This window comes from Rahnella sp. PAMC25617 (genome assembly GCF_050606005.1).
Lineage (GTDB): Bacteria > Pseudomonadota > Gammaproteobacteria > Enterobacterales > Enterobacteriaceae > Rahnella > Rahnella variigena.
The window spans coordinates 324,597-350,487 of the sequence record NZ_JBOCUM010000017.1; the positions used below are offsets into that span (position 1 = coordinate 324,597).

The window sequence follows — 25,891 nt, forward strand, 5'->3', positions numbered from 1 at the left end:
CCCTCGTTAATACGTCACGGTTACTGTCACCGTATCGCTGTAGTTTCCGGCGGGCTGATTACTTTGCGACAAATTCACGGACGCCGTATACGGAAACGATTGTGATGTGCCGGTACCGGTCGCGCTGCTGTTAGTTGCCGCCGTCCACACCGTGCTGTCGCCTTTAAATATCTGATATTGCAGATAACTGGTGGTGCCGCCGACGGTGGAGGCCATCTGCCGGTACGGGCCGGATGCCGCTACGCTGCTGGTGAGATTAACGGAATAACTGGCGTTCAGCGTACAACGCACGCTGATGGTATTGGCAACCACCGTAGTCAGGCCGGAAGGCAGGGCAGCGCTGCCAAAACCTACGTTCGGCGCGCTGTCGATGTAGCAAAAATTGGTGACGTTAAGCGTCAGGTTGACGGAACCGCTGACATTGCCGGTATCGGCGATACACAACAACGTGCCAACGGCCACCGAGCAGATGTTCCACGTCCAGGCGATGGGGATGGTATCGGTGTAGGTACCCGCCGCCAGATTGGACAAGGTTTTGGGCATCACATACAGCGGTAACGTGCCATTCGGCCCGGAGAACAATCCCAGTAATCCCAGTGCGGTCGTGCTGCTCCAGCTGATCACATCGCCCTGGTTATAGACCGTGCCGCAGCTGCTGTCCTTACACAGGTTGTAAGGCAGATACTGGCCGGTTGCCGCGCTGTAAAGGCGGGGCTGCGTGCCGCTGGGATGAAGTGTGGCGCCAATGGTCGCGGTTATCGTGTTGGTGCCGCCGATACTCAGTAAGGGGCCTGTGCAGCTTAAGCCGCTGCTGCCAGAAGTCACCAGCGGTGAAGTGCTGACCGCAAACGAGTTTTGGGTACCGAGCGTGATGGTGGTGGCCGCCGTGGTACAGCCGGCAAAAGCCTGCGATGACAAGCCCGCCAACAGCATCAGCAGCAATCCCTGACGTATCCACTGCCTGAACATTCTCATGATTTATCTCCTGCTGATGCGCCTGTTTTGCCACTCGGACATGACAGCGGCCCCACCTGCTCTATGCTGTGGCGATCAGGATCCAGCGTGAAGCTGACCCGACAGACTGAATGATCTTCCTGCTGGATAGTCAGCACGTTGTTTTCCTTCAGATGCGAGAAGTACACCAGCCCGTCGTAACCGGTGATGGTGGTTTGCTGCGTATTTTGCTCTGTAACCAGTGTGCCCAGCTTGAGCGGTTGTCCGGCAGCGTCGTGCAGGGTGATATTGGCCGACAGAACTTTCTCCACGCTGAATTTCACCACCACGCCGCTGCCTTGTTTCACCGCGATGCGGTCATTGACGTTATTCGCAACCACGTCGGCGGGCAGCGGCAGGGTATCGATTTCCACTTTGGCCGGGTAATACGAGCTGACGGTCGGGATCAGCAGATGGCCTTTCTTGTCGGTTTTGCCCATTTTCTGATTCTCGAAAAGTACCGGAACGTCGGCGTAATGGTCGGTATCGACCACGATAAAGGCGTCATTAATCTTGTCAGAAAGGAACCAGTCATTGGCCATAAACACGATTGAACCGCTTAAGTCAGCCCAGTTGGTGTAATCGCCCTGATTGCCGTAGAAGCCGCCCTGAATCGTGGCGAAGCGTGATTTCCAGGTGGCATCAGCCTGCTGATACGGATTGTTGCCGCCGCTGTAGGCCAGATTCCAGCCGAGTCCGCCGTCGGTTGGCGTGGCTTTGCTGGCGCCGATTTGCTCCTGATAATTGCCTGCGTTGTCACGCTGCACACCGGCATTCATGTTGATATTGGTGCCAATCGGAATGATAAATTGCAGCTGCGCGCTATAGCCGCTGTCGCCCAGCGTTTTGTTGAGAGATAAAAACATGCTGCTTTGTCCCCACAGCGAGCGGCTGTAGGAGAAATTCACCAGGCGCGTATGGGAATTGTCATAGGCTTCGACGTCGTAATAGCCGATGCCCATCGTGCCGTTCGACGGCCCGAACGGCGAGGTACTGAACGTCACCTGATCCGCCTGACGACTTAATCGCGTGTCGCTGGTGTAAGACGTCAGATCCTGATAACCCACCGTGCGTTTTGAACGCAGCGCCGAGAGGCTGAACACCGTCGAATAGTAGGAATAACCCAGCGTGTACTGGCTGCCATCCTTTTTGTCAGTGATATTCTCACCGAGCGGATTGTCGATTTCGCCGCTGGAATTCGGGATGCCCGGCCTCTGCCCGTTGTTGTCATTATCCTGCGTAACTGTCTGATTATCACTGCTGACCGGCGGATGGTCGGCTTTACTCTGGCTGCCGGAAACGCTCAGCGTTCCCCAGGTTCCCACTGCCACATCTGCCCCTAATCCTCCCAGCGCCAGACCTTGTACGATTTCGGTATGACCGGACAGCGTCAGATAATCGCTCAGCCCGTAACGATAAATACCGCTAAATGCGGCATCCGAATAATCGCCGTTAGTGACGCCATAATTATTGCGCACCGCCCCGAGCGAGAAATCGAAATCACTGAGGTTTTTACGCAGCAGGGTGTTAGAAACGTAGAACGGCACGCTGGTGGAAACCTGACGTCCGACCGCATCGGTGGTGACAATCGTCGCTTCACCGGCACCGTTGATATACGGCACGTTGGTCAGCGTAAACGGCCCGGAATTCAGGTTATTACTGCTGGCCTTGTAGCCATTGAGGAACAAGTCAACGGTGCTCGGTACCGCTGCCGTGCCGCTGTACTGCAACAGCGGATAAGTCACCAGATCCGGGCGAACGGCAAAGTTGCGGCTGATACGCAAACCGCCCATGCGCGCCGAGTTACTCCAGGTCAGGGAGTCACTGACGAAATCCCCGACCTGATAGCTGATCAGGTTCTTCTCGTCGGTAAAGCGCCAGAAAGTGTCGTAACGCAGATAGCCGTCCTGCGCGGTGCTGCCGCCATTTTCGTTATTGCCCGAACCGTCGATGTTATAGCGGTAAGTGCCGGTATTAGTGAGCAACCCGAGGCTGCTGAATAACCGTTGCTCCATCCAGGTGGCGATAGATTTAGAACCGCCGGGCGGGTCGGTGTAATACGAGTCATAGTTAAACAGCAGGCCGGTGCTGCTTTGCGACGGCGTGTAATTCATCAGCGGATCACCACTGACCTTCTGGTTCGGCAGCCAGGCGTCCGGCACGGTTAACACCAGTTGCTGGGTGGCCGAATCGTATTTTGCTTTGACGTCCGGCAATTCGCCGACATTGATCAGCCCCTGCTGACCGTTAATGTGGATGTGATTTTTTGCCAGTACACCGGCTTCCACGAAATAGGCATTATTGCGATACGTCACCGGCACCACCTGATTATCTGTCTGGCCGTTGACCACAATCGACAGATAAAACATGGCGTCGGTCACCACCGGTGCCGCTCGCGGGGCATCGGGCAGTGAAGAATATTCCTGTGCCTGCACGCCGAAGGCGCTCAGATACAACAGGCACAGGCTTCCCCGGAAAATCAGCACACGCTGACAACCTGCACCGGGAAGCGGTCTTTTTGGCATCCGTGGCGGCTCCTGCTGTTATTCGCCGCGTGGAATGACAATCGGTTTGGTGTTATCGGCAATTTGCGCATTGAGCTGTGCGCCCGGCGTGACGCCCGCTGGCACCGGCCAGCGCATCTGCTGCCCCGGCAATACATACCCCATAAAACCGCCGACCATGGTTTTGACGCCTTGCTTCTGATTGCCTGTGGATGACCAGAACACGTTGCTCAGACGCGCATGGACAATGCCGGTATTGCGCACCTGCAAATAGGTTTTGCCGCCTTCGGATACCGAACGCCAGGTGAGGATCGGGCGGGTCGCCGTTGACTCATCGCGTTTCATATCAGGGCGATCGTTGGTCCATAAACTGCCGCCATCCATAAACAGCGGCAGAAGATAACGCATCTGCAATTGCAGCCCGACCACCGCCTTGTCTTTACCTTCACCGGCACTGTTCAGCGGAGACGGAATTTCATCGATGATAATGCGGTACGCCTGTTCGGTATTCGCGGGCACCGGCGTGTTGCGGATCAAACGGATCAGCTGGCGCTGGCCCGGCGGCACGGTGGCGAACGGCGGACTGGCGACCACGTTGGTTTGATCGGCGTATTTCTCGTTAAAATTTTCCTGCTTCCAGGCCAGCACGCGTACCTGTAAAGACACCGGCTCTGCGCCACGGTTTTCCAGCCACAGGGCCGATCCGTTCTGATCGGATTCGATAATCTGATAGACCGGCCACACCAGCACCGAACTGGCGGCCTGAACCGCCGTACCGGAAAACAAAGCCATAGCCAGAGTGGTGGCAGCCATCATGCGTGAGAACATCGTCGTCATAGCTCATATCCTGATGATTCAATAAGTGAGAGTCACGGTTACCGTGTCGGTGTAAGTGCCCGCAGTGGGTGACGTCGTGAAAGAAAACAACCGGCCATAAACCGGGTAAGTTTGTGTTGTTGAGGGAAAGCTGCTGATGGTCATCGCCTGCGCGCCGGTTCCCCAAACCACGGTGCGTGCGGCGTTCTGATAAAGCTGATAGCCAAGCGTCGCGGTGGCACCGCTGTTGGCCATGTAACGTTGTGCGGCGGAGCCGCCGTGAATGCCGTAATCCATACCAATCGCCACCGTGGTGCCCGGCGTGCAGGTGACCACCACCGAGCCTGCACCTGAGGTGCTGACCACATCGACATTGGTGGGAACGGAAGGAAATGAGCCGAAATTGAGGGTGCCGAGATTGGTGGTCGGGCTGGAAAGTGAGCTGCCGAAAACGCAGCCATTGGTGAGCGTGGCCGTGACGGTAAATGTGGCGGTGGCTGTCGCGGCGCGCGCTGAACTGCACATTATCAGCGGCATCAGCGGCAACGACATCAGCGGCAGTAATATGAGCAGCACCTGTGGCACCAGCAAACGGCCAGGCATAAAAACCTCTACCAGGATACGGTGACATTCACCGTATCCTGATAAACACCGGCAGCAGGCGTGGTCTGAGCAGGAACGCGGCCATAGACCGTGCTCCACTGATCCGCGCCATTACCGGTTCCGCTCACACCGGTCACGTTATCCCAGACGGTGGTACGCGCCGCCGTGGTGTAAAGGTTGTACTGCAAGGTCAGTGCGCTGTTGGTGGTATTGACCATCCTGCGGGCGGTAACAACGCCACTGCTGCCGCCATCCATGACGATTTTATACGTCAGCCCGTTCACGCAATTCACGCGAATCGACCCCGCCAGTTGCGCGCTGGTGGCGTTAATTGCGCTGGTGAGCGACGCATAATTGCCAAAATTCAGCGTACCGAAACTGGTGCTGCCGGACGTCGTGGTTCCCGCATTGCAGGCGGGCAGCAACATGGCGCTGATGCCTATCGTTGCCGCCTGGCTGAATGGAATGCGCAACTGCATTGACACCAGCAGGGCAGCCGGCAATAGCAGCAGTACCTTGATGTCCATGATCTTTCCTTCCTTGAAACAAAAGCCAGTCAGAGCCGAAACCGGCTCTGATGGAAAACAGCCTTACCAGGAAAGAGTGGCAACAACGGTATCGTTATACGTCCCCGCAGCCGGTGTGGTGCTGGTCTGGTCAGCAGGCAGCACACGACCATAAATCGGGATATTTTGCGCAGTGGTGCCCGTCGTCAGAGTAATCGGCGTATTGATGGCGATTTCTGTGGTACGTGCAGTGTCAGAATAGAGGCGGTAAGGAATGCTGTTGCCGCTGGATGTCATGGTCCGCAGCCCGCCGGTTGCCGCCAGTCCGCCGTTCAGTGACAGCGTCGGTGTCAGTCCGGTGCTACAGGTGATGGTGACGGCACCGGTGCCATTGGCACCAAATACTGTCCCGTTGATCACGCTGGTCAGATCCGCGTAGTTACCAAAGTTCAGGGTGCCCCACTGGTTGGTCCCTCCCGTTGATGTGCCGTTACCGACAGTACAACCGGTGCTGATGGTCAGCTGAACGCCTACCTGCCCTGTTAAGGTACCGGCTGCCTGAACACCTGCCGCTAAGATCAGCGTTGCAGCAGCAAGACCTGCCAGTAATAATGATTTTTTTTCGCCCATGATGACTCCCAATAACCGCTTACACAGTTGTGTATTCATGCAACGGCGTTGCATGTGGAAATCCTCTGGTGGTCAATAATTAACGCTAAAAAACTGCAAAAAAAGCCGGTAATTAACAGCGTTCAGGCCGGGTGTTATGTTTTCCCTTCACAATGGAACGGAGCCCTGACTTTATGCGCATGATGAAAAACGCCGTTATGGTTAAATATAAGTTAATAAATTTACCTTAAGGGGATCTTTTCAGCATTCTGGTTAATAAGGATAAAAATTCTATAAATTCAAAATTATCCATTTTTAATCCTGTTTATTTATTTTTTGTGTTGTTAATGATTGCGTTAAGACCACTAAACGATGAGGTTTTTTAACCATTGATTTTGTGATGTTATCAATGTGCTTCTCGTGATAGTTCAACGGAGCTACTGATGTTTTCAGATGATGTGATTCAAGACATGAACCGGCTGGCGCATTTTCTGGCCTTTGATCAGACGTCAGGAAAGGGACCGGAAGGTGAACCGTCTCTGATGATCCTGCTGGGCAACGCGATTTTGCCGACTGCCGAAGCGGCGTTTCAGGCGCTGGCGCAGGGGCGGATTTCCCGTTTGCTGATTGCCGGAGGCATCGGGCATTCCACAGACTTGCTGTATCAGGCGGTGCAGACGCATGTGCGCTACCGGCACATCCATACATCAGGTCGCAGTGAGGCCGAAGTGCTGAACGATATCGGCGTTCAGTGCTGCGCCGCGCCGCAAAAGCAGATTTTGCTGGAAACCGCCTCAACCAACTGTGGCGACAATGCCTTACAGGCCCGACGGGTGCTGGATCTGGCCGGTGATCGCTCCACACACATCACTCTGGTGCAGGATCCGCTGATGCAGCTGCGCACCGATGCCAGTTTCCGCCACGTCTGGCGCGATCGCCCTGAAGTGACATTTGTTAACTGGCCGGTGCTGGTGCCTCAGCTGGAACGTGATGGCAGCGGACTGCGTTTTGCCGGAGAAGGGCATCACAGCCTGTGGTCCTTGCCACGGTTTGTGTCGCTGCTGCTCGGTGAAATCCCGCGCCTGCGTAACGCCCCTGGCGGTTATGGCCCGCGCGGGGCGGGCTTTATCGCAGAAGTGGATATTCCGGCAGAGATTGAGGAAATTTATGCCCGGCTGAAACCGGTGCTGGAAGCGGATTACGGCGACAGATCCTTCTGACATCCGGCAGGTACAGGATCGGATCCATCCTGATGATTCCCGCGCAGCGCCAGCAGCACCACCAGCGCAGAGAACAGCGTAATCGCCATCAGACATAACAGTAACGGATGCAGTGAAGCGGCATAAATCTGCTGAAGCTGCGCCGTGCTGGCCTGTGGAATAAGCTGTTGCGCCACGGCGAGATTACCGGTCGCCAGCCGCTGCGCCGCCTGACTGATTGCCGGGGAACTCACCGCCTGAACACTGATCGCGCTGCCTGCAAAATTTGCCGTCAGCGCGGTTTGCGTTAATGCCGAAAGAATGGCACCAACGATCGCCAGTGAGACGCCTTCGCCGGCCACCCGCGTGGTGCTGAAAATCCCGGTCGCCATGCCCGCCCGTTCTTTGGGAACGACGCTTACAGACAATCCATCCATCAGTCCCCACGGCAGACCGGTGCCGATGCCGATAACCACCATCGGCGCGATCATCGCGGTCATATCCTGCGCCAGAACCGCCTGACTTAACCAGCCTAATCCGGCGGCGGCAATCACCAAACCCGAGGTGCATAACACGCCTGCGGACACCCGGCGTGTAAGCCATGCCGCCAGCAGCGGAACCACCAGCATCGGCACCGAAAGCGCCATCATCATGAGTCCGGCCCGTTCTTCGCTAAGATTTTCTACGCCGATAAACAGCATTGGCAAAATCACCAGCAGCACCACAAAACAGAAACCGGTCGCCAGCGGCAGCGCCTGCACACCGATAAAACGGATATAGCGGAACAGCGATAAGTCGAGCATCGGGTTGTTTACGCGACGCTCCACCATGACAAAAACGGCCAGTAACAGCGCCGCACCCGCCAGCAGCGAAAGTACCCGGACGCTTTGCAGACCGGATTGCGGGATTTCCATCAGCGCCCAGGTCAGCAATGCCAGCATGGCGGTGAAGGAGACGGTACCCGGCCAGTCGATACCCGTCGCCTGAGGATTACGGGTTTCGCGCATTTTACTGGCACCGCTCACCAGCGCCAGAGCTGCAATCACCGTCGCGGAGAAAAACACCGCACGCCAGCCGAAGTGGGCGATGAGCACGCCCGCGAGGAACGGACCGAAGGCCAGCCCGATGCCAAAACTGCTGCCCATCAGGCTGAAAGCCCGGGTACGCGCTGCGCCGTCGAATTCCTGTGCCAGAGCCGCCGCGCCGCCCGCCAGTGCGCCCGCCGCCGCGATGCCTTGTGCGGCGCGCAGCAGATCAATCCACAGCAAATTGCTGCTGAAAGCCTGCAATAACGACAGCAACGCAAACAGCGAGACACCGCTGATGAACACTTTTTTACGCCCCAGTTCATCGGCCAGCGCACCGGCGGCCATCAGAAAGCAGCCGAAAGTGAGCATAAATGAATTGGTTATCCAGCTCAGCGCCTGCGCACTGCCGCCGAGTTCGCGGGCAATAGCGGGCGTTGCCACTGCGCCGCTGACAAAATTAAGCGGCAAAATCACTGCCGCCAGACATACGGTAAACAAAACGCGCAGGCTGCCCGTTGAGAGGGCTGTTAATGAGTTCATGGCTGCTTCCGACAATTGAGAATAAAGATGATGATAAAATGTCTGCAATCTTGCGGAAACAGGCCATAAGTCCGATGATTAAGGACTAAAACGCTCTAATAATCGGGAAGGGAAAATGGAGAACCTCAACGGCCTGCTGGCCTTCGTCCGCGCGGCGCAAAGTCAGAGTTTTGCGGCGGCGGCGGAGCGCATGGGGATTTCAGCCTCGGCGGTTGGCAAAAGTGTGGCGCGGCTGGAGGAAAAACTCAGCGTGCGGCTATTCAACCGTAGCACGCGGCGCATCAGCCTGACCGATGAAGGCCAGCTATTTTTCGAACGCTGCCAGCAAATCGTTTCGCAACTGGAAGAGGCGGAGCAGGAACTGGTGCGAATTTCTGCTGTGCCACGCGGAAAATTACGCATTACCGCGCCCGCTATTGGATACCGCATGTTGTTGCCGCATCTGCCGGAATTTCGTCAGCGTTATCCCGACGTCGAACTGGATCTGGATTTCAGCGACCGGATGGCAGATGTCATCGACGAAGGCTTTGATATCGCCATCCGCAGCGGCGAACTGAACAGTTCACAAATGATGTCACGCCGCCTCGGGCCGTTCCGGTTTGCCATTGTAGGAAGTCCGGCGTATTTCGCCAGCCATCCGGCGCCGCTAAGACCTGACGATCTTTATCAGCACGCCTGTCTGCGCTACCGGTTTCCGGGCAACGGACAGTGGCAGGAATGGGAGATGACCGGCGTGACGCCACCTGAACTGCCGCTGGCGCTGAGCAGCAATAATCTGGAATCGATTTTGCAGGCCACCTTGCAGGGACTGGGGCTGGCCTATGTGCCGGAATTTATCGTACGGCCTTATCTTGAATCCGGTGAACTGGTGGCGGTGCTGCAAGATTATCTGAAAGAGGGTGGGAAGTTTTCCGTGGTGTGGCCAAGCAGCCGTCATATGCTGCCGAAAGTGCGGGTGTTTATAGATTTTCTTACTGAAAAGCAGGTGCTTGGTGAACACACTCCTGAGTAAAAAAAACGGGGCACAAGGCCCCGCGGTACTTTTTATAAAGGTCAAAAGAGGTTTATTACAGGTCAAAAGAGGTTTATTACAGGTCAGAAGAGATTTATCTCAAGTCTGACGAGATTTATCTCAGGTCTGACGAGGTTCAGATTTGCTTCCACTGTGACCATTCGCCGGTAAATTCGGCTTTGCCCGGCTGGTCGCCCTGCGTCCAGTAGTTGGCCTGATAATCTTTACCGTTCAGGCTGACTTTATCACCCGTGTTGTACACCTTGCTGGATTCCCAGGTGGCATATTTGCCGGCCGGAGATGGGGTTGGTGTCGGCTCTGGTGTTGGTTCAGGAGTCGGTTCCGGCGTTGGCTCTGGTGTCGGTTCCGGCGTCGGTTCAGGGGTTGGTTCTGGTTCAACAGCTGCATTGCCCAGAACGGTCACGGTGATAGATTTGGACGATGATTTCTCACCATGCTCATCAGTCACGACCAGACTGAAGCTGAAGTCAGCTTTACTGACCAGCTCAGGCGCGGTGAAGTCTGCGGACACAGCACTATAAGAAGACAGCGCAATGGCAGCTGGCGCGGTCCATTTATACGTCAGCTTGTCGTTGTCGCGGTCGGCAGAACCCGCTGCACTCAGACGCACTTTCGCGCCGCTGAACACCTGCAGGGCAATATCACCGGTTGGTGCCACATTACTTTCTGCTGGGACTTCATCATCCGGTACCTGACCACTGATGTTAACCCCTTCAAAATACAGCGGCGCCATGTCGATAACCTGATTTTGAATAGTGCAACCAAGGCCTTCACGTGCGGCATTCACCAGCAGGCCGTTGTCCTGATCGATAGTCCAGGTAAACAGCGCACCCAGGCCTTTTTCAACCACATAACGACCTTTTTCCCGCACGGTACGCGGGGTATCAATCGACATAAACAGGCCGGAATTTTTGTTGTAAAGGTAATCGGCATCCGCTACCTGGTCGGTGTACACATCAAAACCGTTGCGGCCTGACTGATTTTCCAGATCCAGATAGTTATTCACCAGGTCGTACCATTCGGTGGTGCCGCTTTCGAATGTTCCGACAGTGGTTTTGCCTGCATCAGGGGTATAAGTCCCTTCTAACGGAGAATAGCTTTCCAGTACCGCATTCTGCGCATTGCGGGAATAAGCCGCATAGCCAACGTTCATGCGATCAGCCGGGAAGCCTTTTGCCAGCAGGTAATCAATGATGGTGTCGATGCCCCAGCCGCCTTCAACCAGTGCATGCAGATTGGTGTGGTGCGTCAGTTTTTCCGCCCACGGCGTGCCGAAGAAGTCATACGTCATCAGGTTGACGCCATGCAGACCGGCGGCCAGCAGGGCAGGAACATTGGATTTTTCCAGAATGGCCACGACAGCGGAGCTGGCGATGCTGATTTTCACATCAGAGCGCTTGATAGCCGCCATTTCTTTGGTGATTTCAGCAATCAGCAATGCGTAGTTCGCGCCATCATTATCATCATACGGGTTGTTATTCCCGGTATTCCCCGGATATTCCCAGTCGATATCCACTTCGCTGAACATTGGGAAACGGGTAAACAGATTTGCGACGCTTTTGGCAAAAATTTGACGCCCTTCTGCTGTTTTGGCCATGTTGTGGAAGCCGTTACTTAACGTCCAGCCACCAATACTCATGGAAAGCACCAGATCATGACCGACCGCTTTTGCGCGTTTTTGCAGGTCGCGTAAGCCGCCAACCAAACCTTTCACATTGGCTTGCGTCGCGCTAGCCGGAGAAAGTTCAACCCAGCCCGGATTATCCAGATTGTTGTTAGTCGAAGACGCAAAATCGCCCCACGGATCCAGGAACGTCGCCTGGTGGGTGGTTTTGCCCAGTTGCTGTGCGGCATTGGCGACAGTAATCGCTTTCTCACCCTGGTCGCCGACAATGCCGACGAAACCAAAAATGATTTTGTCGTAAGCGGTTGGTGGAATGTTTGCCAGATCAAAACCACGCCCCCTTTTATCTGCTTCTATTTCAGGGTTTTGTAAACGACCATCATATTGTGACCAGTCGGTATAATAGCCAAATACTTTAGGCTTATTCGCTGTATTGTATTTGTTATAAACCGGTTTAGTCACACGTGCAGAGGTATAGCTGTATTTCTCTGTTTCTGTGGCCGGTTCAAAACCGTCTTTAGTATAAGAGGCTTTGGTCAATTCATCGGTCTGAATAATTCTGCTGGTAGGCATAATAGTTTCCTAAAGTTTAATTGAATACATCAACAGCCGTTTGCTGCTGGTGGATATAATCGTTGCGGAATTAAAAACCAGCAAATCACATTGAGATATAAATAAAAGTGACTAATATAAAAAATGTGATTACTTTTTAAATGGTGTGTGTTGGTTTATTTTGCTGTCGTCATTAATCGCACTGATGGCAAAATTACATATCACAAATTGGCAAATAAAAACATTGCTATTCAGTTGCTTGAGTGGTGTGTTGTAGTTGAGTGAGAATTAAGTTGTTTTTGAGTTTTACTTAATGCCCCCCGTTTTTTTCTCTATGAGTCACATCTTAACTAAAATACTTAATATTAATCCTATTGCCTGTGGAGAAATTAATAAAAGTAGATACGCTTAATCATCGGCAAAGATTACGTGGGGGTTTTCAGATGGCTGTAATAATGGAGGGGAGAGGATGATGGCTGTTTACCTGATAAATAGTGAATATGTGTTTAATGAAAAAACAAAGGAATTTAAAAAACTCCACAGTGATGTAAATATTAAACTGACGTCAATGAGAGCTCGCTGTCTGAGTTATATAATTGAACATGCCCAGGATGAAGTCATCGAAAAAGAGGCAATCTCACAAGCATTGTGGGGGAGTCGCAGTAAATTCACCAGCGATGCCAGCCTCACTCAGACTCTTTATTTAATTCGTCGTGATCTTAAATTTGCCGGGCTGGATGAATTTTTTATTACCGTGCCGAAATCAGGCATCCGTGTCAGTACCTCAGCCACCGTCGAAATCATGGAAGATAAGGTCCCACCCGTCAAAAAAGTCAGACCTTGGCTGCTGGCGTTTGGTTTTATCGTCTCAGTTTTATTGCTCGGTACCGCGTTGTTCCTGACGCTTCAACTTTAATCGTTGTCGGAGGAATACCTTATGTTTACCAATCCAGTGATCAATTCTGTACTAAAAAACGAAGGCGGGTATGTTGACCACCCGAATGATACCGGCGGCCCGACCCACTGGGGTATTACCGAAAAGACCGCCCGCAGTTATGGCTACACCGGGAAAATGGTCGATTTCACGAAAGAAGATGCCTATCTGATCCTGGAGAAAAATTACTGGTATCAGCCGGGTTTTGACAAAGTCTATGCCATCGCACCCGTGCTGGCGCTGGAACTGTGCGATACCGGGACTAATATGGGGCCGGTGGTCGGCATCAAATGGTTGCAACGCTGGCTGAATGTGTTTAATCAGGAGGAAGCCCATTATGCCGATATCACCGTTGACGGCAAAATTGGCCCCGGCACCTTAAAGGCGTTATCGCATTTCATCGAGAAACGCGGTACGGAAGGCGCCGGGGTACTTGTCACCTCCCTCAATTGCAGTCAGGGGCAACGTTACCTGGAACTGGCTGAAGGACGAACTGCCAACGAATCATTCGTTTATGGCTGGATGAAGGGGCGGATAAATCTCTAATTTTGTCGGAATCTTCGGTGAATGCGTATGCAAATCATAATGCTTATCAATATTAAAGGTGGATTTTTCTGACAGTTAAATGCATAAAGAGTTGTATTATTTATTTTGCAGAAAACTATCCCATTATCTGGAGAGTCAATAATGAATGAGCCAAGTGCGATTAATTTCGATTACAACCTAATTAAGATAATGAACGAAGTCATTGTTTCAGGGAATATCTCAAAAGCGGCAGAAAATCTGAGCCTTACACCCTCAGCAATAAGTTTGTCGATAAACAAACTCAGGCGGCATCTTGGGGAGGATTTGTTCTACCGTACGGCTACTGGTCTGAAACCCACCGCCACCGCGCTGGATATTCATGATTCCTTTGTTAATGCGATTACAATTATTGAAGATGTCCTCCAGTCGACAAAAACGGAGGGGCCATCCTGTCCAATATTGCGCGTGATGTGTCCTGATGTACTTGAGGATTATTATTTTAACAGGATGTATAAGAACGACTCCGGCAAAGCAGTGAAAGTTGAGTTTTCCAGTACGAATAATATTAAGAGTGATGAAATGGTAAAGAGTTTGTTGCATGCCAATATTGATGTGGTGATTTCGCATCATGTCCTGCAACATGAAAAAATCACGTCGGTAAAGATGGATGCCATGGATAACTTCGTTATCTTGTGCGGTGCCAACAGTTTATTATCCAATCAAAAAGAACTGGCGTTGTTGCACTACTATGCATTACCTCACGCCGTCTATAATGACGGTGTTTATACTGATTTCACCAACCTTCTTGGCACCTCTCTGACCATTGATGCGCCTTATGCGGGTCTGGTCAAGGTCATTTACCGCTCTTCTTCTATCAACGGTATCATCAGCGCACTGGAACGCAGTGATATGCTGACGGTCCTGCCTCGTATGCTGGCAGACTATTTTATCAGGGAGCGAAACTGTAAGCTAAAGTACTTTGATTTACCGAAAGAAATTTCTATCAAACAGTCGCCTGTTTACATGCATTACTTGTCCAACAGCAGCAAAAGACGTTATGTACATATGGTACTTTCTCAGTTGAAAGCCGTTGAGCCTGTTTGAAAGATGTGGCAATAAATGCGGTTAAAGAGTTTTACGATGAGATATTTTTATTTTTTAATGAGTGCTTTTTAATAAATATACTGCACAAGATGATTAAAATTAATTATTGACGTTAAGTGATTATTGCCTTGATGCGAACCGGATTATGATTGTCGCAGTTATCTAATTGTACTTAATTAATCTATGAGGTTTTCATCATGATCAGTTTTCATGCTAAAGAAGTAGTATTTATCGAATTTGAATTATTAGTGTCCATATTAGTGATGTCGTCATGGGGTGGGTTGGTGCGTTTTATTATGTGCTGCAAAACTAAACCTACTGTTGAGGATATTTATAAGTGCTTTGCGCAAATTGTCGTGTCGTGTTTCACCGGTTTTCTGTTAAGCATTGTTTTTATTGAAAGGGATATGGGTTTTAATATGATTTTGCTGACCTCCGGGATGGGAGGCGTGCTCGGTGGACCGTTATTAATGATAGCGGGTGACCGGGTGAAGAGGTTGGCGGAAAAATTTACGTTTGCTCAGCGGTAAACGAAGGGAATCAATGAAATTTCACATTGAGTGACAAATATGCGGATCGATTCCAGTGAGTCGGTCCGCGTTTTTATTTTTGACGTAAGTTTGTAAGCCGTAATTTAATAAATATCATCCTGTTTTTATGATGTTTATGACTTTGTTTTTATTAGCAGGAATGTGATTGGGAGAATAACCTTTTGAGTAACAGGGCAGGGAGGTATTACAGAGACTCTGGCCAGTTAATATCATGCGGAAATTATTTTTCAGCATTTAACTTCGACTCAATATATAAGGTTATCCTTATGCGCAGAACCAAAGATAAAGCCCTTTTACAGCTTTTAACCCTTTCCTGTCTGATGTCCGGCATGGCACCGGCGCTGGCAGCCGATACGTCAGAGCCCTATGTCATCAAAGAAAGTGACCTGATCAAAAAAGAGAACAGCCTGACTCAAAATCCGCTGATGCAGGAAGTGAAAGCGTCGATCCGTACGCTGGACAACGATTCTGTTGATAAAATCGCCCCAGGCCGCAGCGATAACCCGGCTAACGTCAAGCGGGTGGAAAGCATTCTGGGCAGCGATAAGTGGGACTATATCTTCCCGCTGCGTGACCCGAGCTATACCTACACCAAATTCCTGCAAGCCATCGGTAAGTTCCCGGCGGTGTGCGGTACGTATACCGATGGTCGTGATTCTGATGCCATTTGCCGCAAAGGTCTTGCCACCATGTTTGCACACTTTGCACAGGAAACGGGCGGGCACGAAAACTGGCGTCCGGAAGCCGAGTGGCGTCAGGGGTTGGTTTATCTGCGTGAAATGGGCTGGAAAGAAGGGCAAAAAGGCGGCTATAACGGCGAATGTAATCCAAACGTCTGGCAGGGACAAACCTGGCCTTGCGGTAAAGATGCCGATGGCGATTTTGTCAGTTACTTCGGTCGCGGGGCCAAACAGCTTTCTTACAACTACAACTACGGGCCGTTCTCTGATGCGATGTTCGGCACGGTCAGAACCCTGCTCGATAAACCGGAGCTGGTGGCTGATACCTGGCTGAACCTTGCCAGTGCGGTGTTCTTCTACGTCACGCCGCAGGCACCGAAGCCGAGCATGTTGCACGTGATAGACGGTACCTGGCAGCCAAACGATCGTGATAAAGCCAACGGTCTGGTGCCGGGATTCGGCGTAACTATTCAGATCATCAACGGCGGTGTTGAGTGCGGTGGCGCACAGGAAATCGCCCAGGGTCTGAACCGTATTTCATATTACAAAAGCGAAGCGGAATACCTGAAAGTCCCGGTTCCGGCAAACGAAGTGCTGGGCTGTAAAAACATGAAACAGTTCGATGAAGGTGGCGCAGGCGCATTGCCGCAATACTGGGAACAAGACTGGGGATGGTCAGCAGAAACGCCAACCGGTCTGACGTATTCCTGCCAGCTGGTCGGTTATCAGACACCGTTCTCCGCGTTTAAAGAGGGTGATTACAAACGCTGCGTGCAACACTACTTTAACGTGAAAGTGGTAGATGATGCCGGTAAAGAGGAAGCGGTGACGCCTGCTCCTGAACCGACGCCTGCACCAACACCTGAACCGACGCCAGCCCCGGCTGACGGCAATTCAGCGCCTGTGGCAAAACTCTCCGGCCCGATTGGTGATGTGGAAAGCCAGGCGAATGTAACGCTTAATGCGGCTGAATCCACCGATACTGACGGCGATAAACTGACTTACAGCTGGCTGCTGCCGAACGGCACTACGCTTGCCGGTAACGATCGTAAGTCGCTGAGTTTTGTTGCACCGGTGGTGACCAGCAAACAAAGCTTCAACTTCACCCTGACCGTCTCCGACAGTAAGAAAAGCAGTGTGGCGACGTATGTTCTGACAGTCACACCGAAAGTATTGCCGCTCCCTGATGCAGGCACCAGCACCGGCTGCGCTGATAACTGGGATGCCGGTAAAGTGTATAACGGCGGAGAAAGTGTTAACTGGAAAGGTAAGGAGTATCTCGCGAATTACTGGACTCAGGACAATGAGCCAGGTAACCCGTCATTCACCGGCGAATGGTCACAGTGGAAAGAGATCAAAGCCTGTAAGTAACGTGTAATTCATTGGCAAATCTACAGTAAGTCCGGTTTCCGTTCACCGGGGAAAACTAAAATGGGTGCGATTTCCGCGCCCATTTTTTTCATCCCTTCACCGGCCGCTTTTGTCCAGCCATCTGCCCATTTCGGCCAGCGCTTCATCAAGATTTTCTCGACCAAAACCGATACGCAGGAAATCTTCCGGCACGGTATTCAGTTCTGACGCGTAGGCGACAGAAGGGATCACCATTACACCGGCTTCTTCAACCAGCTGCGTGGCGAAAGCTTCTGCGCCCTCTGCACCGGTATAACGTGGAAACGCCAGCACACCGGCCTTCGGCACGCTGAGCCGGAACAGATGCGGGTATTTCGCCAGAAATGCAGTAAGCGACGCGAGCTGACGGCGCGAGCGCTCCATCACCCGTTCGAGTATGGGCGCACGGGCATTGAGTGCCACGGTAGTGAGAAACTCTCCGGGCATTGAGTTGCAGATAGACAGGTACTGTTTCATGCGCTCCAGTTCCAGCATCCACGATTTATCCTGACACGCCACCCAGCCGATGCGCAGGCCCGGCAATCCGTAAGCCTTTGACGTTACATTCAGGGAGATCCCGCGCTCGTAGACATCGGCCAGTTGCGGCAGACGATCGGCCGGATCGAACTCGGTCAGCCGGTACACTTCGTCTGAGAAGATCCAGATCCCGCGCTCACGGCACAGGTCGATCAGCTCATTAAGTTGCTGACGGCTGATAAGCGCACCGGTCGGATTATGCGGGAAGTTAATCACCAGCACTTTGGTATTGGGGCGCAGTGCGTCGCGGACTTTACCGGTATCCAGCGCCCAGTTGTTATCCGCATCGAGCGCCACGCCGGTGACGTCGCACAGCGATAACGGCACGCTTTCCAGCGACTGATAATTCGGGGTGATCACTACCGCGTGATCGCCGGACTTGAGCAGCATCTGAAAGCTGGCATAAATCGCTTCGTCGGCACCGGCAAAACTGATGACGTCCTGCGCGGTGACATTTTTATAGGTCGAGGCGATGGCGTCGAGCAGTTCGGGTGTTCCGCGCAGTGGCGGGTAATCCAGCACGGTTTGCATGAACGGCGCGCGATATTGTTTTCCGGCCAGTTCAAATAACGTATCGATGCTCATCGATTCCGGATAAGACGATGACAGCGGAAAACGCACGGCGTGTTCGAGACGCGAGAGATAGCTGATTAAACGAAAATCTTCAGGAAAAGACATAGCGTATCCGTTGATAAGAATTTAAAACATCAGCGACGCTGACCTTGTGCAAAACGGCGTTCAAGGCGGCTTTGCAGCAGTTCCAGCACAATCGACATAATCCAGTATATCGCCGCCGCCGTCGCCAGCATTTCCATATAACGGTACGTGCTGCGCCCGTAGGATTGTGCCAGAAAGTTCAGTTCCCACAGTCCCATCAGCGAGACTAATGAGGAATCTTTCAGCATCGAAATAAACATCGAACCGGCGGGCGGAATAATAATGCGCAGCGCCTGCGGTGCCGTCACATGAACCGCCACCGTCCAGCGCGACACGCCGAGCGCCAGCGCGGCTTCCTGCTGGCCGCGTGGTACCGAGAGCACGCCGCTGCGGATAGTTTCCGCCAGATACGCGCCGTAGTTCATCGACAACGCAATAATGCCGGAACTGAGCGCGCCGAGCACAATCCCGACCTGCGGCAATGCCATATAGATAATCAGTACCTGCACCAGCAGCGGCGTACCGCGAAACAACGAGGCATAAAACGTCGCACAACCAAAGGCCAGCGCATTGTCCGACATCCGCCCGAGCGCGGTGATAAGTCCTATCAGCAGACAGAAAAACATCGAACAGGCGGTGATCATAATGGTCAGCGCCGCGCCCTGAATAAAGCCGTCCGGCGAAAGACGCAGACCCAGCAGGAAGGGCAGTTTCTGGCCGATCAGGCTCCAGTCGAGCCCCATTTTGCTGAACGCGCCGAGCAGCAGGCTGAGCAAAATCAGCCAGGTCAGCCCGGTTTTAAAAGTAAACGCGTGTGCATGGTGCCAGCGCTCCGGCGTTTCCACCTTTGGCTGGCTGTCCGGGATTTGCGGCATCACGGTACCTCGTGTGTAATATCTTCACCCAGCCAGTGCTGAGAGATTTTCGCCAGCGTGCCGTCATCACGCAGCGATTTAATGGTGTCCGCCACTTTCTTATCCCACTCTGCGTCGCCTTTATCGGTCGCGACCCAGTTAGGTTCTGCGTACAGTTCGGTGACAATTTTAAACACCGGCGCACGCTTGATGCGGGCGCTAGCGGTGGCCAGATCTGAAACCACGCCGTCGAGGCGAACGCCCGGCCCGAGTGCCAGGTTCTGGAACGCCACTTCTTCATCGCTTGGAATGACCTGGACGTTATCGAACGGGAAAGCGATCGGCTTGCTGCCCGGGATCACCAGGGTTTTTTGCAGGTAAGTTTCGTAGGAAGAACCGATGCCGACGCCAATCTTTTTATTGCTCAGATCGGCGGCTGATTTAAAGCGGTCATCTTTCTTATTCACCACCAGAACTGCTGGCGAATTGTAGTACGGCGTCGGGAAATCCAGCACTTTGGCGCGCTCAGTGTTTGGCGTCATCGAGCAGATACAGGTATCCCAGCGCCCCTGCCATTTACCGCCGACAATGGTTTCCCAGCCCGGCGCGATGATTTCAAGTTTTACGCCCATGCGCTGCGCCACGGCTTTCGCCACATCCACGTCAAAACCGGCCAGCTGATTATTGTCATCAATAAAACCGAAAGGCGGATAGTCGTTGACGATGGCATTGCGCAGTACGCCCGTTTTCGTCACGCGATCAAGCGTTGCACCGGCAAACGAGGCAGCAGAAAACAGTGTGGCAGCAAGGAGTGTCACAGCAACAAACGAAGTGCGCATAAATGGAGTTTCCTTAAACGTAACCAGATTGGGAAAATATTGTAAAAACCTACACTAAGTTTTAGACGTATAGAAGTCTAAATTCAGCGTTTTTTCACTTATTCTCCACTTATAGTCAACTCTGCGGAAAATCCTATGAATAGCAGCGCATTACTTCACTCTCTAGCTCAGCAAGCCCGCCCCGACGTTAATTGAAAAACCTAAAATCGCCAGATTAAAGACAAAGGAAATGACCGACTGCAGCAGGGCAATCTGGCGCATGTCGGTGGTGCCGGTGGCAACGTCAGCGGTTTGTGAGGCGACGGCGATGGTGAAAGAGAAATAGAGGAAATCCCAGTAACCGGGTTCGGCAGGTTTTTCCGGGAAAATCATCGGCGTCACGTCTTTTGTCCGTCGCAGATAATGGTGATGAGCGTAATGCATGGCGAACGACGTCGGCAGAAGGGCCCACGAGGCAATCAGCGTGGTCGCGGTCAGCAGAATATGCAGCGTTTTTGCGGTTCCCGTAAGCTCTTTGAGCGAACCGAGCTCCATCAGGATCGCCAGAATACTGACAAGACAGGTCAGCGTGACCAGCGTCAGCACCAGCGTCGCGCTTTCATCCTGGGTTTTGGCGATATGCGGAATATCTTTTGCTTCGGTGCGCAACATACGAAACCACAGGAAAAACAGGTACAGCCACGCCAGCAAGTTCCAGCCGGTCATCAGCCGCTGTAAAATCCCCAGATGCGACGGAAGCGAAAAAAAGCACACCACACCGGCAATTATCGAGATCAGTAAACGGCCACGCACGCGCAGATAATGGCGCAAAGATAAACTCATGATGTCAGGCACCTGGCAAAAAACACGGATACCTTAACTGTAGTCGCCGGGGGCAAACTCACACGTTCTGACTTATGCGCAATTTCTTCCAATACCCGATTACAGCGGAATGATGTAGTAGGTTTACTCTATTGCGCTCAAGGGTCTGAAACTATGTTTACTACGTCATTTTGGCCAGCTGCTGCGGCATATCAGGTTTCAATGATGGATCTGGATGCTCCGGAAAATTTACATCCCAAAGCTCTGCAAACTATTCACTATTGCCTGCGCCTGACGGAAGCCATTAATCAGCTGGAAGCAGCCTGTGAAAGCCGTTTGCTGGACGCGCTGCGGGAAGAGATGTCGATTCAGTGTTTCCGTCTGGCACCGATGTTTGACGATCCTGATACCCGGCGTGGACTGTTTTTACGGGCGGAAATTCTGGCGGATGACAGTTGCGGAAAAACAGTTTTGCCGCAAATTGCCGGTCTGAATGAACAGCAACTGGTACTGGGCATTGGCAACACCTCGACGTGGGTCGGTAAATCCAGACAAAGTTTTTATTCCTCATGGTTTGGCGAGCCCGCGCCGGTTTTACAGGAAATTTCCGACGTGATGGACAACCTGTTCCCGGAAAGCCTGCTGTATCTGCAAAAGGAAATCGCCGCGGATTTACTCGCGATGCCGGGCTGTGCCTACAAAATTATCAATCTGTTTGGCATCGCGGGTGAGGCCAACACGTATCCGAAACACTTTGCGTATTTCTTCCCGGAGGACGAAGGGCTGAAGTATTCGCCGGTGAAGCGCACGGTGGTCTTTGCCAATACCTACCTGCAACTGTTCGAACTGTTTTCGCGGACCGAAGCGGTGAAAATGGGCTGGGCGGAAGACGCCTTGCCGGAAAGCCATGTGTGCCAGCGCTATCTGATTGCCTGGTTCCGCGGGCATGACCTGGGGCATTCGCTGGTGCGTAATGAAAACGTCTTCCCGAAACTCAGCAAAATTGATCGCTGGGGATCAATGATGGTGCAGGAAGCGCTGGCGGATCAGTTCGGTCTGCTGATGTGTCTGACGCCGCAGGTCACTGAAGGGTTGCAGCTCGACCGCACGGTGCTGGCGCGCATTTATTTCCTCGAAATGCTGCGCTATCTGCGCCGCGGCCCCTCAAGTTATCCCGATGCCGGTGCAGCGTGGATCCAGTTCAATTATCTGCGTGAGCACGGTTGTGTTGAGCTGAAAGCCGACTCGATTGATTTCCATCCGGAGCTGTTCTTTACCCAGATGGCAAATCTCACCCGTCTGATGAGCGAAGAACTGCTGGGTGGCGATACAGAGCGCGCGCAGGCTTTCATGCTGCAACATTGTCCGCATACCAACCCTGAAGATGTTGAGATCCTGATGGCGCGGCTGGGCACGACCAATGACATGATCGAATACAACCAGTTAATCAAGAGAGTCCCGTTATGATGCCGTTTTCAAATGGATTTTTGCTCAGCCTGTCGCTGTGTCTGGACATCGGGATTGCCAATATCGCCATGATGACGCTGGCGATGCAACGCGGCTATTTTCACGGCTTCTGGCTGGGTATCGGCACCTGTATCGGTGATTTGATTTACGCTGTGCTGGCGCTGGCAGGTATGACGATTTTGCTGCAATACCAGAGCGTGCGCTGGGTATTGTGGGTCGGCGGCTCGCTGATGCTGATGTGGTTTACCTACAAAATGATCCGCGCCGCACTGGCTCCCGCGGAAAATCTGAATGCCGGGGATAACGTTCCGCAGCGATCGGTATTGCGAAATTTCGGACGCGGCATTGTTCTGGCGATGTCCTCACCGACGGCAATTTTGTGGTTTGCCGCCGTCGGCGGGGCGCTGATTTCGCGGATGGGACAAGGCGGGACGGCAGATGCTTCATGGTTTCTGAGTGGCTTTTTCATTGCCGGCGTATTCTGGACGGTCGTGATTTGCTCGGTCGGCAGTCTGGGCGGGAAAATGCTCGGCACCAAAATGCTGCGTTATTCTTATATGGCCTCTGCGGTGATTTTCTCGTACTTCGCGCTGTATGTAGTGATCACCGGCTATCGCGAATTTATCGTGTAAGCGATGGATTCATCTGCTGCGAAGCGTTGAGGGACAGCGAATAAAGATGGGGAGTGATCCCCATCATTTTACGAAAAGTATTAATGAAATGGCTTTGATCGTAAAAGCCCAGGCGGATCGCCACATCCAGCGCATTGTCGTTTTTACGCAACTGATTGCGGGCTTCCAGTAAACGTAACTGCATATGGTATTGCAGCGGCGGCATGCCGATGTGCTGGCGGAACAGCCGCACAAAATGGAACTTACTCAGCCCGCTGACCTGAGCCAGCGTATCAAGATGAATTTTTCGCGTCAGATGGTCGCGCATAAAATCCAGAGCGAGCTGGACAGGGCGCAGGGATTGTTCCTGTTCTCTGGCTGGTTCTTCCAGCAACGCGCCGAGCAACCACAGTAAATTTTGTTCCTGATCGTCATCATTGAGTGTGCGTTTGTAATGGCACAGCGCGGAAAACAGCTCTGGATTATTCAGTACGCCTTCTTTGAGCACCGGCGCGCAGTGGTCGGAACGCAGATTCTGATCAACCGAAACCTGACGCAGTAATGACTGTGGAATATGCACGCTGAGGAATTCGACTTTGTCATCGCCAAACCGGGAAGACTGAATGGTAGCCGGATTATAAATCGTGATGTCGCCGCCGCGCACCAGCCCGGTTTTGCCGTGCAGCCAGATTTCTTCCGTGCCGGTCAGATTGGCACTGATGACGTATTCATCGTGAGTATGACGCGGAAATGAGGAATTACTCGCGGTCAGATGCGAGCACTCAATGTCGTTAGCCATCGTCCATTCAGAAATAGAAAGAGACACATTCCACCCCGTAGATCATTGCTGTGCGAAAAATTGACACGTTTTGTTTTTCTTATGCAGAATTTATAGCACAAACTGTTAACAACAAAAGTGAATGACTTTCATCACGGCACCGCTCCCTGTATGCCATGCCAGCGGACCTCACGACCGGCTGCCTGCGAAGCACTACCCCTCCGGTGTTTACAAACAGTCTGATCTAAAAAGGCTTCCGTGGACGAATTTTTCAGATTTTGCCCATAAGTACGAGTTGTCCTGTACAGATGCAGACACGGGGATCGGACGGTAACCGTCTGAATGTTAAATAACAGGCCTGAAGGTTATATTTAAGCGCCAGAATTCGATTATTAATAACCGCATTTTATCTTTGTTTCACATGATGAGAACAATTTCTAAAACTCGCTGAAACCCGCTTTGACAATACGTGCCAGTTTTTACTGCTTATTTTATTTAATGCCTGTCTTTATTCCTCCCCGCCTTGTCATTTCATTACGTAATAGGGCAAAATATGCGCCCCGCAAATCGGGGATTAACCGTTATTTCTTCATTGGCGAAGGACTCTTCGCACAAGAAAACTTTCAAAACAGAGGCCGGGCTTAGTACCGGATAGATATTTACTTTCAGATACCGACAGTCATGTCGCAAGGAAACATTAATGGTGCAGCACTCTCACTATGCCGCGTTTTCCATCATGGGAATTACACATCATGTCGGATAACGTCGTTACGGGTACCGCCTCCCGCGTGGAATTGCGTAAAAGTCTTACGCTGATTCCGGTTGTCATGATAGGCCTGGCCTATATGCAACCCATGACACTGTTCGATACGTTCGGTATTGTCTCCGGCCTGACTGACGGCCATGTGCCAACGGCGTATGCGTTTGCGCTGATCGCCGTCCTGTTTACCGCGCTTAGCTACGGCAAGCTGGTGCGCCGCTATCCTTCTGCGGGCTCGGCGTATACTTACGCGCAAAAAGCGATTCATCCGGTGGTCGGCTTTATGGTCGGATGGTCGTCGCTGCTCGATTACTTATTCGCGCCAATGATTAATATCCTGCTGGCCAAAATCTATTTTGAAGCGCTGGTGCCTTCGGTGCCGTCGTGGATATTTGTGGTGGTGCTGGTCGGATTTATGACGCTGTCGAATTTGCGCAGTATTAAAACCGTCGCCAACATTAATACGCTGGTAGTGGTCTTGCAGATTGTGCTGATTACGGTGATCACCGGTATGGTGATTTATGGCGTTGATCACGGCACCGGCTACGGCACGCTCGCCAGCACTAAGCCTTTCTGGGGTGAAAACGCGCATACCGTGCCGATGATTACCGGCGCGACCATTCTGTGTTTCTCCTTTACCGGCTTTGACGGCATCAGTAATTTGTCGGAAGAAACCAAAGACGCAGAACGGGTGATCCCACGGGCAATATTCCTGACGGCATTGATCGGCGGCGTGATCTTTATTGCGGCGACGTATTTCCTGCAGCTCTATTTCCCGGACATCTCCAGCTTTAAAGACCCGGACGCGTCACAACCTGAAATTATGTTGCAGGTGGCGGGCAGGGCGTTCCAGTTTGGCGCACTGATTTTCTCCAGTATCACCGTGCTGGCTTCCGGTATGGCGGCGCACGCGGGCGTTTCCCGTCTGATGTATGTGATGGGGCGCGACGGCGTGTTCCCGAAACGTTTCTTCGGTTATATCCATCCGAAATGGCGCACGCCGTCTTTTAACGTGCTGCTGGTGGGCGCAATTGCCCTGATGGCGATTAACTTTGACCTGGTGACGGCAACCGCGCTGATTAACTTCGGTGCGCTGGTGGCGTTTACCTTCGTGAACCTGTCGGTGATTTCGCAATTCTGGATCCGTGAGAAGCGCAATAAAACCGTGATGGATCACATCCAGTATCTGCTCTTGCCATTGTGCGGTGCGCTGACGGTGGGCGCGTTGTGGGTGAATCTGGAAGAAGGGTCGATGGTGCTGGGGCTGATCTGGGGCGCAATCGGCTTCATTTATCTGGCCTGCATGACCAAAAGTTTCCGCAATCCGGTACCGCAATACGAAGACGTGGCGTAACGCCTGACTGATATGAAAATGGCTCCTTCGCAGGAGCCATTTT

Annotated in this window: 23 protein-coding genes; 10 read left to right on the forward strand and 13 right to left on the reverse strand. The window is 52.4% G+C overall.

The window, feature by feature from the left end; all coding sequences use genetic code 11:
* Nucleotides 1–6: 6 nt before the first annotated feature.
* The 6 genes from ACM615_RS20650 to ACM615_RS20675 all read right to left on the reverse strand — a co-directional run bounded on the left by ACM615_RS20650 (nt 7) and on the right by ACM615_RS20675 (nt 6,052).
* Nucleotides 7–975, reverse strand: a complete 969-nt coding sequence (locus tag ACM615_RS20650) for a Csu type fimbrial protein (RefSeq protein ID WP_431012446.1) — start codon at nt 973–975, stop codon at nt 7–9.
* Nucleotides 972–3,518, reverse strand: coding sequence for a fimbria/pilus outer membrane usher protein (locus ACM615_RS20655; RefSeq protein ID WP_431012447.1), 2,547 nt, complete (start codon nt 3,516–3,518; stop codon nt 972–974). Before ACM615_RS20655 ends, ACM615_RS20650 begins: the two co-directional genes overlap by 4 nt.
* An 18-nt stretch (nt 3,519–3,536) precedes the next feature.
* Nucleotides 3,537–4,334, reverse strand: a complete 798-nt coding sequence (locus ACM615_RS20660; protein WP_240783274.1) for a fimbrial biogenesis chaperone — start codon at nt 4,332–4,334, stop codon at nt 3,537–3,539.
* Nucleotides 4,335–4,352: 18 nt separating this feature from the next.
* The gene (locus tag ACM615_RS20665) at nt 4,353–4,865 is read right to left on the reverse strand and encodes a Csu type fimbrial protein (RefSeq protein WP_240783332.1); all 513 of its coding nucleotides are present in this window, start codon (nt 4,863–4,865) and stop codon (nt 4,353–4,355) included.
* A 59-nt stretch (nt 4,866–4,924) separates the two neighbouring features.
* Nucleotides 4,925–5,443 carry a Csu type fimbrial protein gene (locus tag ACM615_RS20670; RefSeq protein ID WP_431012448.1) on the reverse strand — a complete coding sequence of 173 codons (519 nt, stop codon included), beginning with the start codon at nt 5,441–5,443 and terminating at the stop codon, nt 4,925–4,927.
* A gap of 63 nt (nt 5,444–5,506) precedes the next feature.
* Nucleotides 5,507–6,052 (reverse strand): Csu type fimbrial protein, encoded by a 546-nt coding sequence (locus tag ACM615_RS20675; RefSeq protein ID WP_112287777.1) that lies wholly within the window; start codon nt 6,050–6,052, stop codon nt 5,507–5,509.
* Between the two features lie 422 nt (nt 6,053–6,474).
* On the opposite strand from ACM615_RS20675, the gene ACM615_RS20680 reads away from it, so the two are divergent.
* Nucleotides 6,475–7,251, forward strand: a complete 777-nt coding sequence (locus ACM615_RS20680; protein WP_132964907.1) for a YdcF family protein — start codon at nt 6,475–6,477, stop codon at nt 7,249–7,251.
* Here ACM615_RS20680 and ACM615_RS20685 read toward each other — a convergent pair.
* Nucleotides 7,230–8,798, reverse strand: a complete 1,569-nt coding sequence (locus ACM615_RS20685) for an MFS transporter (protein ID WP_431012449.1) — start codon at nt 8,796–8,798, stop codon at nt 7,230–7,232. The two genes, ACM615_RS20680 and ACM615_RS20685, sit on opposite strands and share 22 nt — an antisense overlap.
* Nucleotides 8,799–8,913: 115 nt before the next feature.
* Between ACM615_RS20685 and ACM615_RS20690 the strand changes: the two genes are divergently transcribed.
* Complete coding sequence (locus ACM615_RS20690; protein WP_129637883.1) at nt 8,914–9,810, forward strand: LysR substrate-binding domain-containing protein; 897 nt, start codon at nt 8,914–8,916, stop codon at nt 9,808–9,810.
* Nucleotides 9,811–9,946: 136 nt separating this feature from the next.
* Here the strand turns inward: ACM615_RS20690 and ACM615_RS20695 are convergent, their stop codons facing one another.
* Nucleotides 9,947–12,028, reverse strand: a complete 2,082-nt coding sequence (locus ACM615_RS20695) for a glycosyl hydrolase family 18 protein (protein ID WP_129637884.1) — start codon at nt 12,026–12,028, stop codon at nt 9,947–9,949.
* Between the two features lie 448 nt (nt 12,029–12,476).
* Here ACM615_RS20695 and ACM615_RS20700 point away from each other — a divergent pair, with 448 nt between their 5' ends.
* From ACM615_RS20700 to ACM615_RS20720, 5 genes are all read left to right on the forward strand, one after another.
* The gene (locus ACM615_RS20700; protein WP_129637885.1) at nt 12,477–12,923 is read left to right on the forward strand and encodes a winged helix-turn-helix domain-containing protein; all 447 of its coding nucleotides are present in this window, start codon (nt 12,477–12,479) and stop codon (nt 12,921–12,923) included.
* A gap of 21 nt (nt 12,924–12,944) precedes the next feature.
* Complete coding sequence (locus ACM615_RS20705; RefSeq protein WP_129637886.1) at nt 12,945–13,487, forward strand: glycoside hydrolase family 108 protein; 543 nt, start codon at nt 12,945–12,947, stop codon at nt 13,485–13,487.
* A 141-nt stretch (nt 13,488–13,628) separates the two neighbouring features.
* On the forward strand, nt 13,629–14,570 hold the full coding sequence (locus ACM615_RS20710; protein WP_112287783.1) for a LysR family transcriptional regulator: 942 nt from the start codon (nt 13,629–13,631) through the stop codon (nt 14,568–14,570).
* Nucleotides 14,571–14,767: 197 nt separating this feature from the next.
* A complete protein-coding gene (locus tag ACM615_RS20715) occupies nt 14,768–15,100 on the forward strand; it encodes a phage holin family protein (protein ID WP_112287784.1) in 333 nt (110 codons plus the stop codon).
* 287 nt (nt 15,101–15,387) lie between these two features.
* Entirely contained in the window at nt 15,388–17,172 is a 1,785-nt protein-coding gene (locus ACM615_RS20720) for a glycoside hydrolase family 19 protein (protein WP_431012450.1), read from the forward strand.
* A gap of 96 nt (nt 17,173–17,268) precedes the next feature.
* Here ACM615_RS20720 and ACM615_RS20725 read toward each other — a convergent pair whose 3' ends face one another.
* From ACM615_RS20725 to ACM615_RS20740, 4 genes are all read right to left on the reverse strand, one after another.
* Entirely contained in the window at nt 17,269–18,405 is a 1,137-nt protein-coding gene (locus tag ACM615_RS20725) for an aminotransferase class I/II-fold pyridoxal phosphate-dependent enzyme (protein WP_132964911.1), read from the reverse strand.
* A gap of 29 nt (nt 18,406–18,434) precedes the next feature.
* Entirely contained in the window at nt 18,435–19,259 is an 825-nt protein-coding gene (locus ACM615_RS20730) for an amino acid ABC transporter permease (protein WP_431012451.1), read from the reverse strand.
* The gene (locus ACM615_RS20735; RefSeq protein WP_431012452.1) at nt 19,259–20,077 is read right to left on the reverse strand and encodes a transporter substrate-binding domain-containing protein; all 819 of its coding nucleotides are present in this window, start codon (nt 20,075–20,077) and stop codon (nt 19,259–19,261) included. Before ACM615_RS20735 ends, ACM615_RS20730 begins: the two co-directional genes overlap by 1 nt.
* A 162-nt stretch (nt 20,078–20,239) precedes the next feature.
* Entirely contained in the window at nt 20,240–20,899 is a 660-nt protein-coding gene (locus ACM615_RS20740; RefSeq protein ID WP_431012453.1) for a DUF1345 domain-containing protein, read from the reverse strand.
* Between the two features lie 153 nt (nt 20,900–21,052).
* Between ACM615_RS20740 and ACM615_RS20745 the strand changes: the two genes are divergently transcribed.
* Both ACM615_RS20745 and ACM615_RS20750 read left to right on the forward strand, forming a co-directional pair.
* On the forward strand, nt 21,053–22,345 hold the full coding sequence (locus tag ACM615_RS20745) for a hypothetical protein (RefSeq protein ID WP_431012454.1): 1,293 nt from the start codon (nt 21,053–21,055) through the stop codon (nt 22,343–22,345).
* Entirely contained in the window at nt 22,342–22,977 is a 636-nt protein-coding gene (locus tag ACM615_RS20750; protein WP_112287791.1) for a LysE family transporter, read from the forward strand. Before ACM615_RS20745 ends, ACM615_RS20750 begins: the two co-directional genes overlap by 4 nt.
* Here ACM615_RS20750 and ACM615_RS20755 read toward each other — a convergent pair.
* Nucleotides 22,967–23,782: a helix-turn-helix transcriptional regulator gene (locus tag ACM615_RS20755; RefSeq protein ID WP_112287792.1), complete on the reverse strand. Its 816-nt coding sequence runs from the start codon at nt 23,780–23,782 to the stop codon at nt 22,967–22,969. The genes ACM615_RS20750 and ACM615_RS20755 overlap by 11 nt on opposite strands.
* Before the next feature lie 704 nt (nt 23,783–24,486).
* On the opposite strand from ACM615_RS20755, the gene ACM615_RS20760 reads away from it, so the two are divergent.
* Complete coding sequence (locus ACM615_RS20760; protein WP_112287800.1) at nt 24,487–25,848, forward strand: APC family permease; 1,362 nt, start codon at nt 24,487–24,489, stop codon at nt 25,846–25,848.
* Nucleotides 25,849–25,891: the final 43 nt, after the last annotated feature.

Coding starts and splice junctions, on each gene's coding strand:
- ACM615_RS20650 (WP_431012446.1), bottom strand. CDS start 975: ATGAGAATGTTCAGGCAGTGGATACGTCAGGGATTGCTGCTGATGCTG.
- ACM615_RS20655 (WP_431012447.1), bottom strand. CDS start 3,518: ATGCCAAAAAGACCGCTTCCCGGTGCAGGTTGTCAGCGTGTGCTGATT.
- ACM615_RS20660 (WP_240783274.1), bottom strand. CDS start 4,334: ATGACGACGATGTTCTCACGCATGATGGCTGCCACCACTCTGGCTATG.
- ACM615_RS20665 (WP_240783332.1), bottom strand. CDS start 4,865: ATGTCGTTGCCGCTGATGCCGCTGATAATGTGCAGTTCAGCGCGCGCC.
- ACM615_RS20670 (WP_431012448.1), bottom strand. CDS start 5,443: ATGGACATCAAGGTACTGCTGCTATTGCCGGCTGCCCTGCTGGTGTCA.
- ACM615_RS20675 (WP_112287777.1), bottom strand. CDS start 6,052: ATGGGCGAAAAAAAATCATTATTACTGGCAGGTCTTGCTGCTGCAACG.
- ACM615_RS20680 (WP_132964907.1), top strand. CDS start 6,475: ATGTTTTCAGATGATGTGATTCAAGACATGAACCGGCTGGCGCATTTT.
- ACM615_RS20685 (WP_431012449.1), bottom strand. CDS start 8,798: ATGAACTCATTAACAGCCCTCTCAACGGGCAGCCTGCGCGTTTTGTTT.
- ACM615_RS20690 (WP_129637883.1), top strand. CDS start 8,914: ATGGAGAACCTCAACGGCCTGCTGGCCTTCGTCCGCGCGGCGCAAAGT.
- ACM615_RS20695 (WP_129637884.1), bottom strand. CDS start 12,028: ATGCCTACCAGCAGAATTATTCAGACCGATGAATTGACCAAAGCCTCT.
- ACM615_RS20700 (WP_129637885.1), top strand. CDS start 12,477: ATGATGGCTGTTTACCTGATAAATAGTGAATATGTGTTTAATGAAAAA.
- ACM615_RS20705 (WP_129637886.1), top strand. CDS start 12,945: ATGTTTACCAATCCAGTGATCAATTCTGTACTAAAAAACGAAGGCGGG.
- ACM615_RS20710 (WP_112287783.1), top strand. CDS start 13,629: ATGAATGAGCCAAGTGCGATTAATTTCGATTACAACCTAATTAAGATA.
- ACM615_RS20715 (WP_112287784.1), top strand. CDS start 14,768: ATGATCAGTTTTCATGCTAAAGAAGTAGTATTTATCGAATTTGAATTA.
- ACM615_RS20720 (WP_431012450.1), top strand. CDS start 15,388: ATGCGCAGAACCAAAGATAAAGCCCTTTTACAGCTTTTAACCCTTTCC.
- ACM615_RS20725 (WP_132964911.1), bottom strand. CDS start 18,405: ATGTCTTTTCCTGAAGATTTTCGTTTAATCAGCTATCTCTCGCGTCTC.
- ACM615_RS20730 (WP_431012451.1), bottom strand. CDS start 19,259: ATGCCGCAAATCCCGGACAGCCAGCCAAAGGTGGAAACGCCGGAGCGC.
- ACM615_RS20735 (WP_431012452.1), bottom strand. CDS start 20,077: ATGCGCACTTCGTTTGTTGCTGTGACACTCCTTGCTGCCACACTGTTT.
- ACM615_RS20740 (WP_431012453.1), bottom strand. CDS start 20,899: ATGAGTTTATCTTTGCGCCATTATCTGCGCGTGCGTGGCCGTTTACTG.
- ACM615_RS20745 (WP_431012454.1), top strand. CDS start 21,053: ATGTTTACTACGTCATTTTGGCCAGCTGCTGCGGCATATCAGGTTTCA.
- ACM615_RS20750 (WP_112287791.1), top strand. CDS start 22,342: ATGATGCCGTTTTCAAATGGATTTTTGCTCAGCCTGTCGCTGTGTCTG.
- ACM615_RS20760 (WP_112287800.1), top strand. CDS start 24,487: ATGTCGGATAACGTCGTTACGGGTACCGCCTCCCGCGTGGAATTGCGT.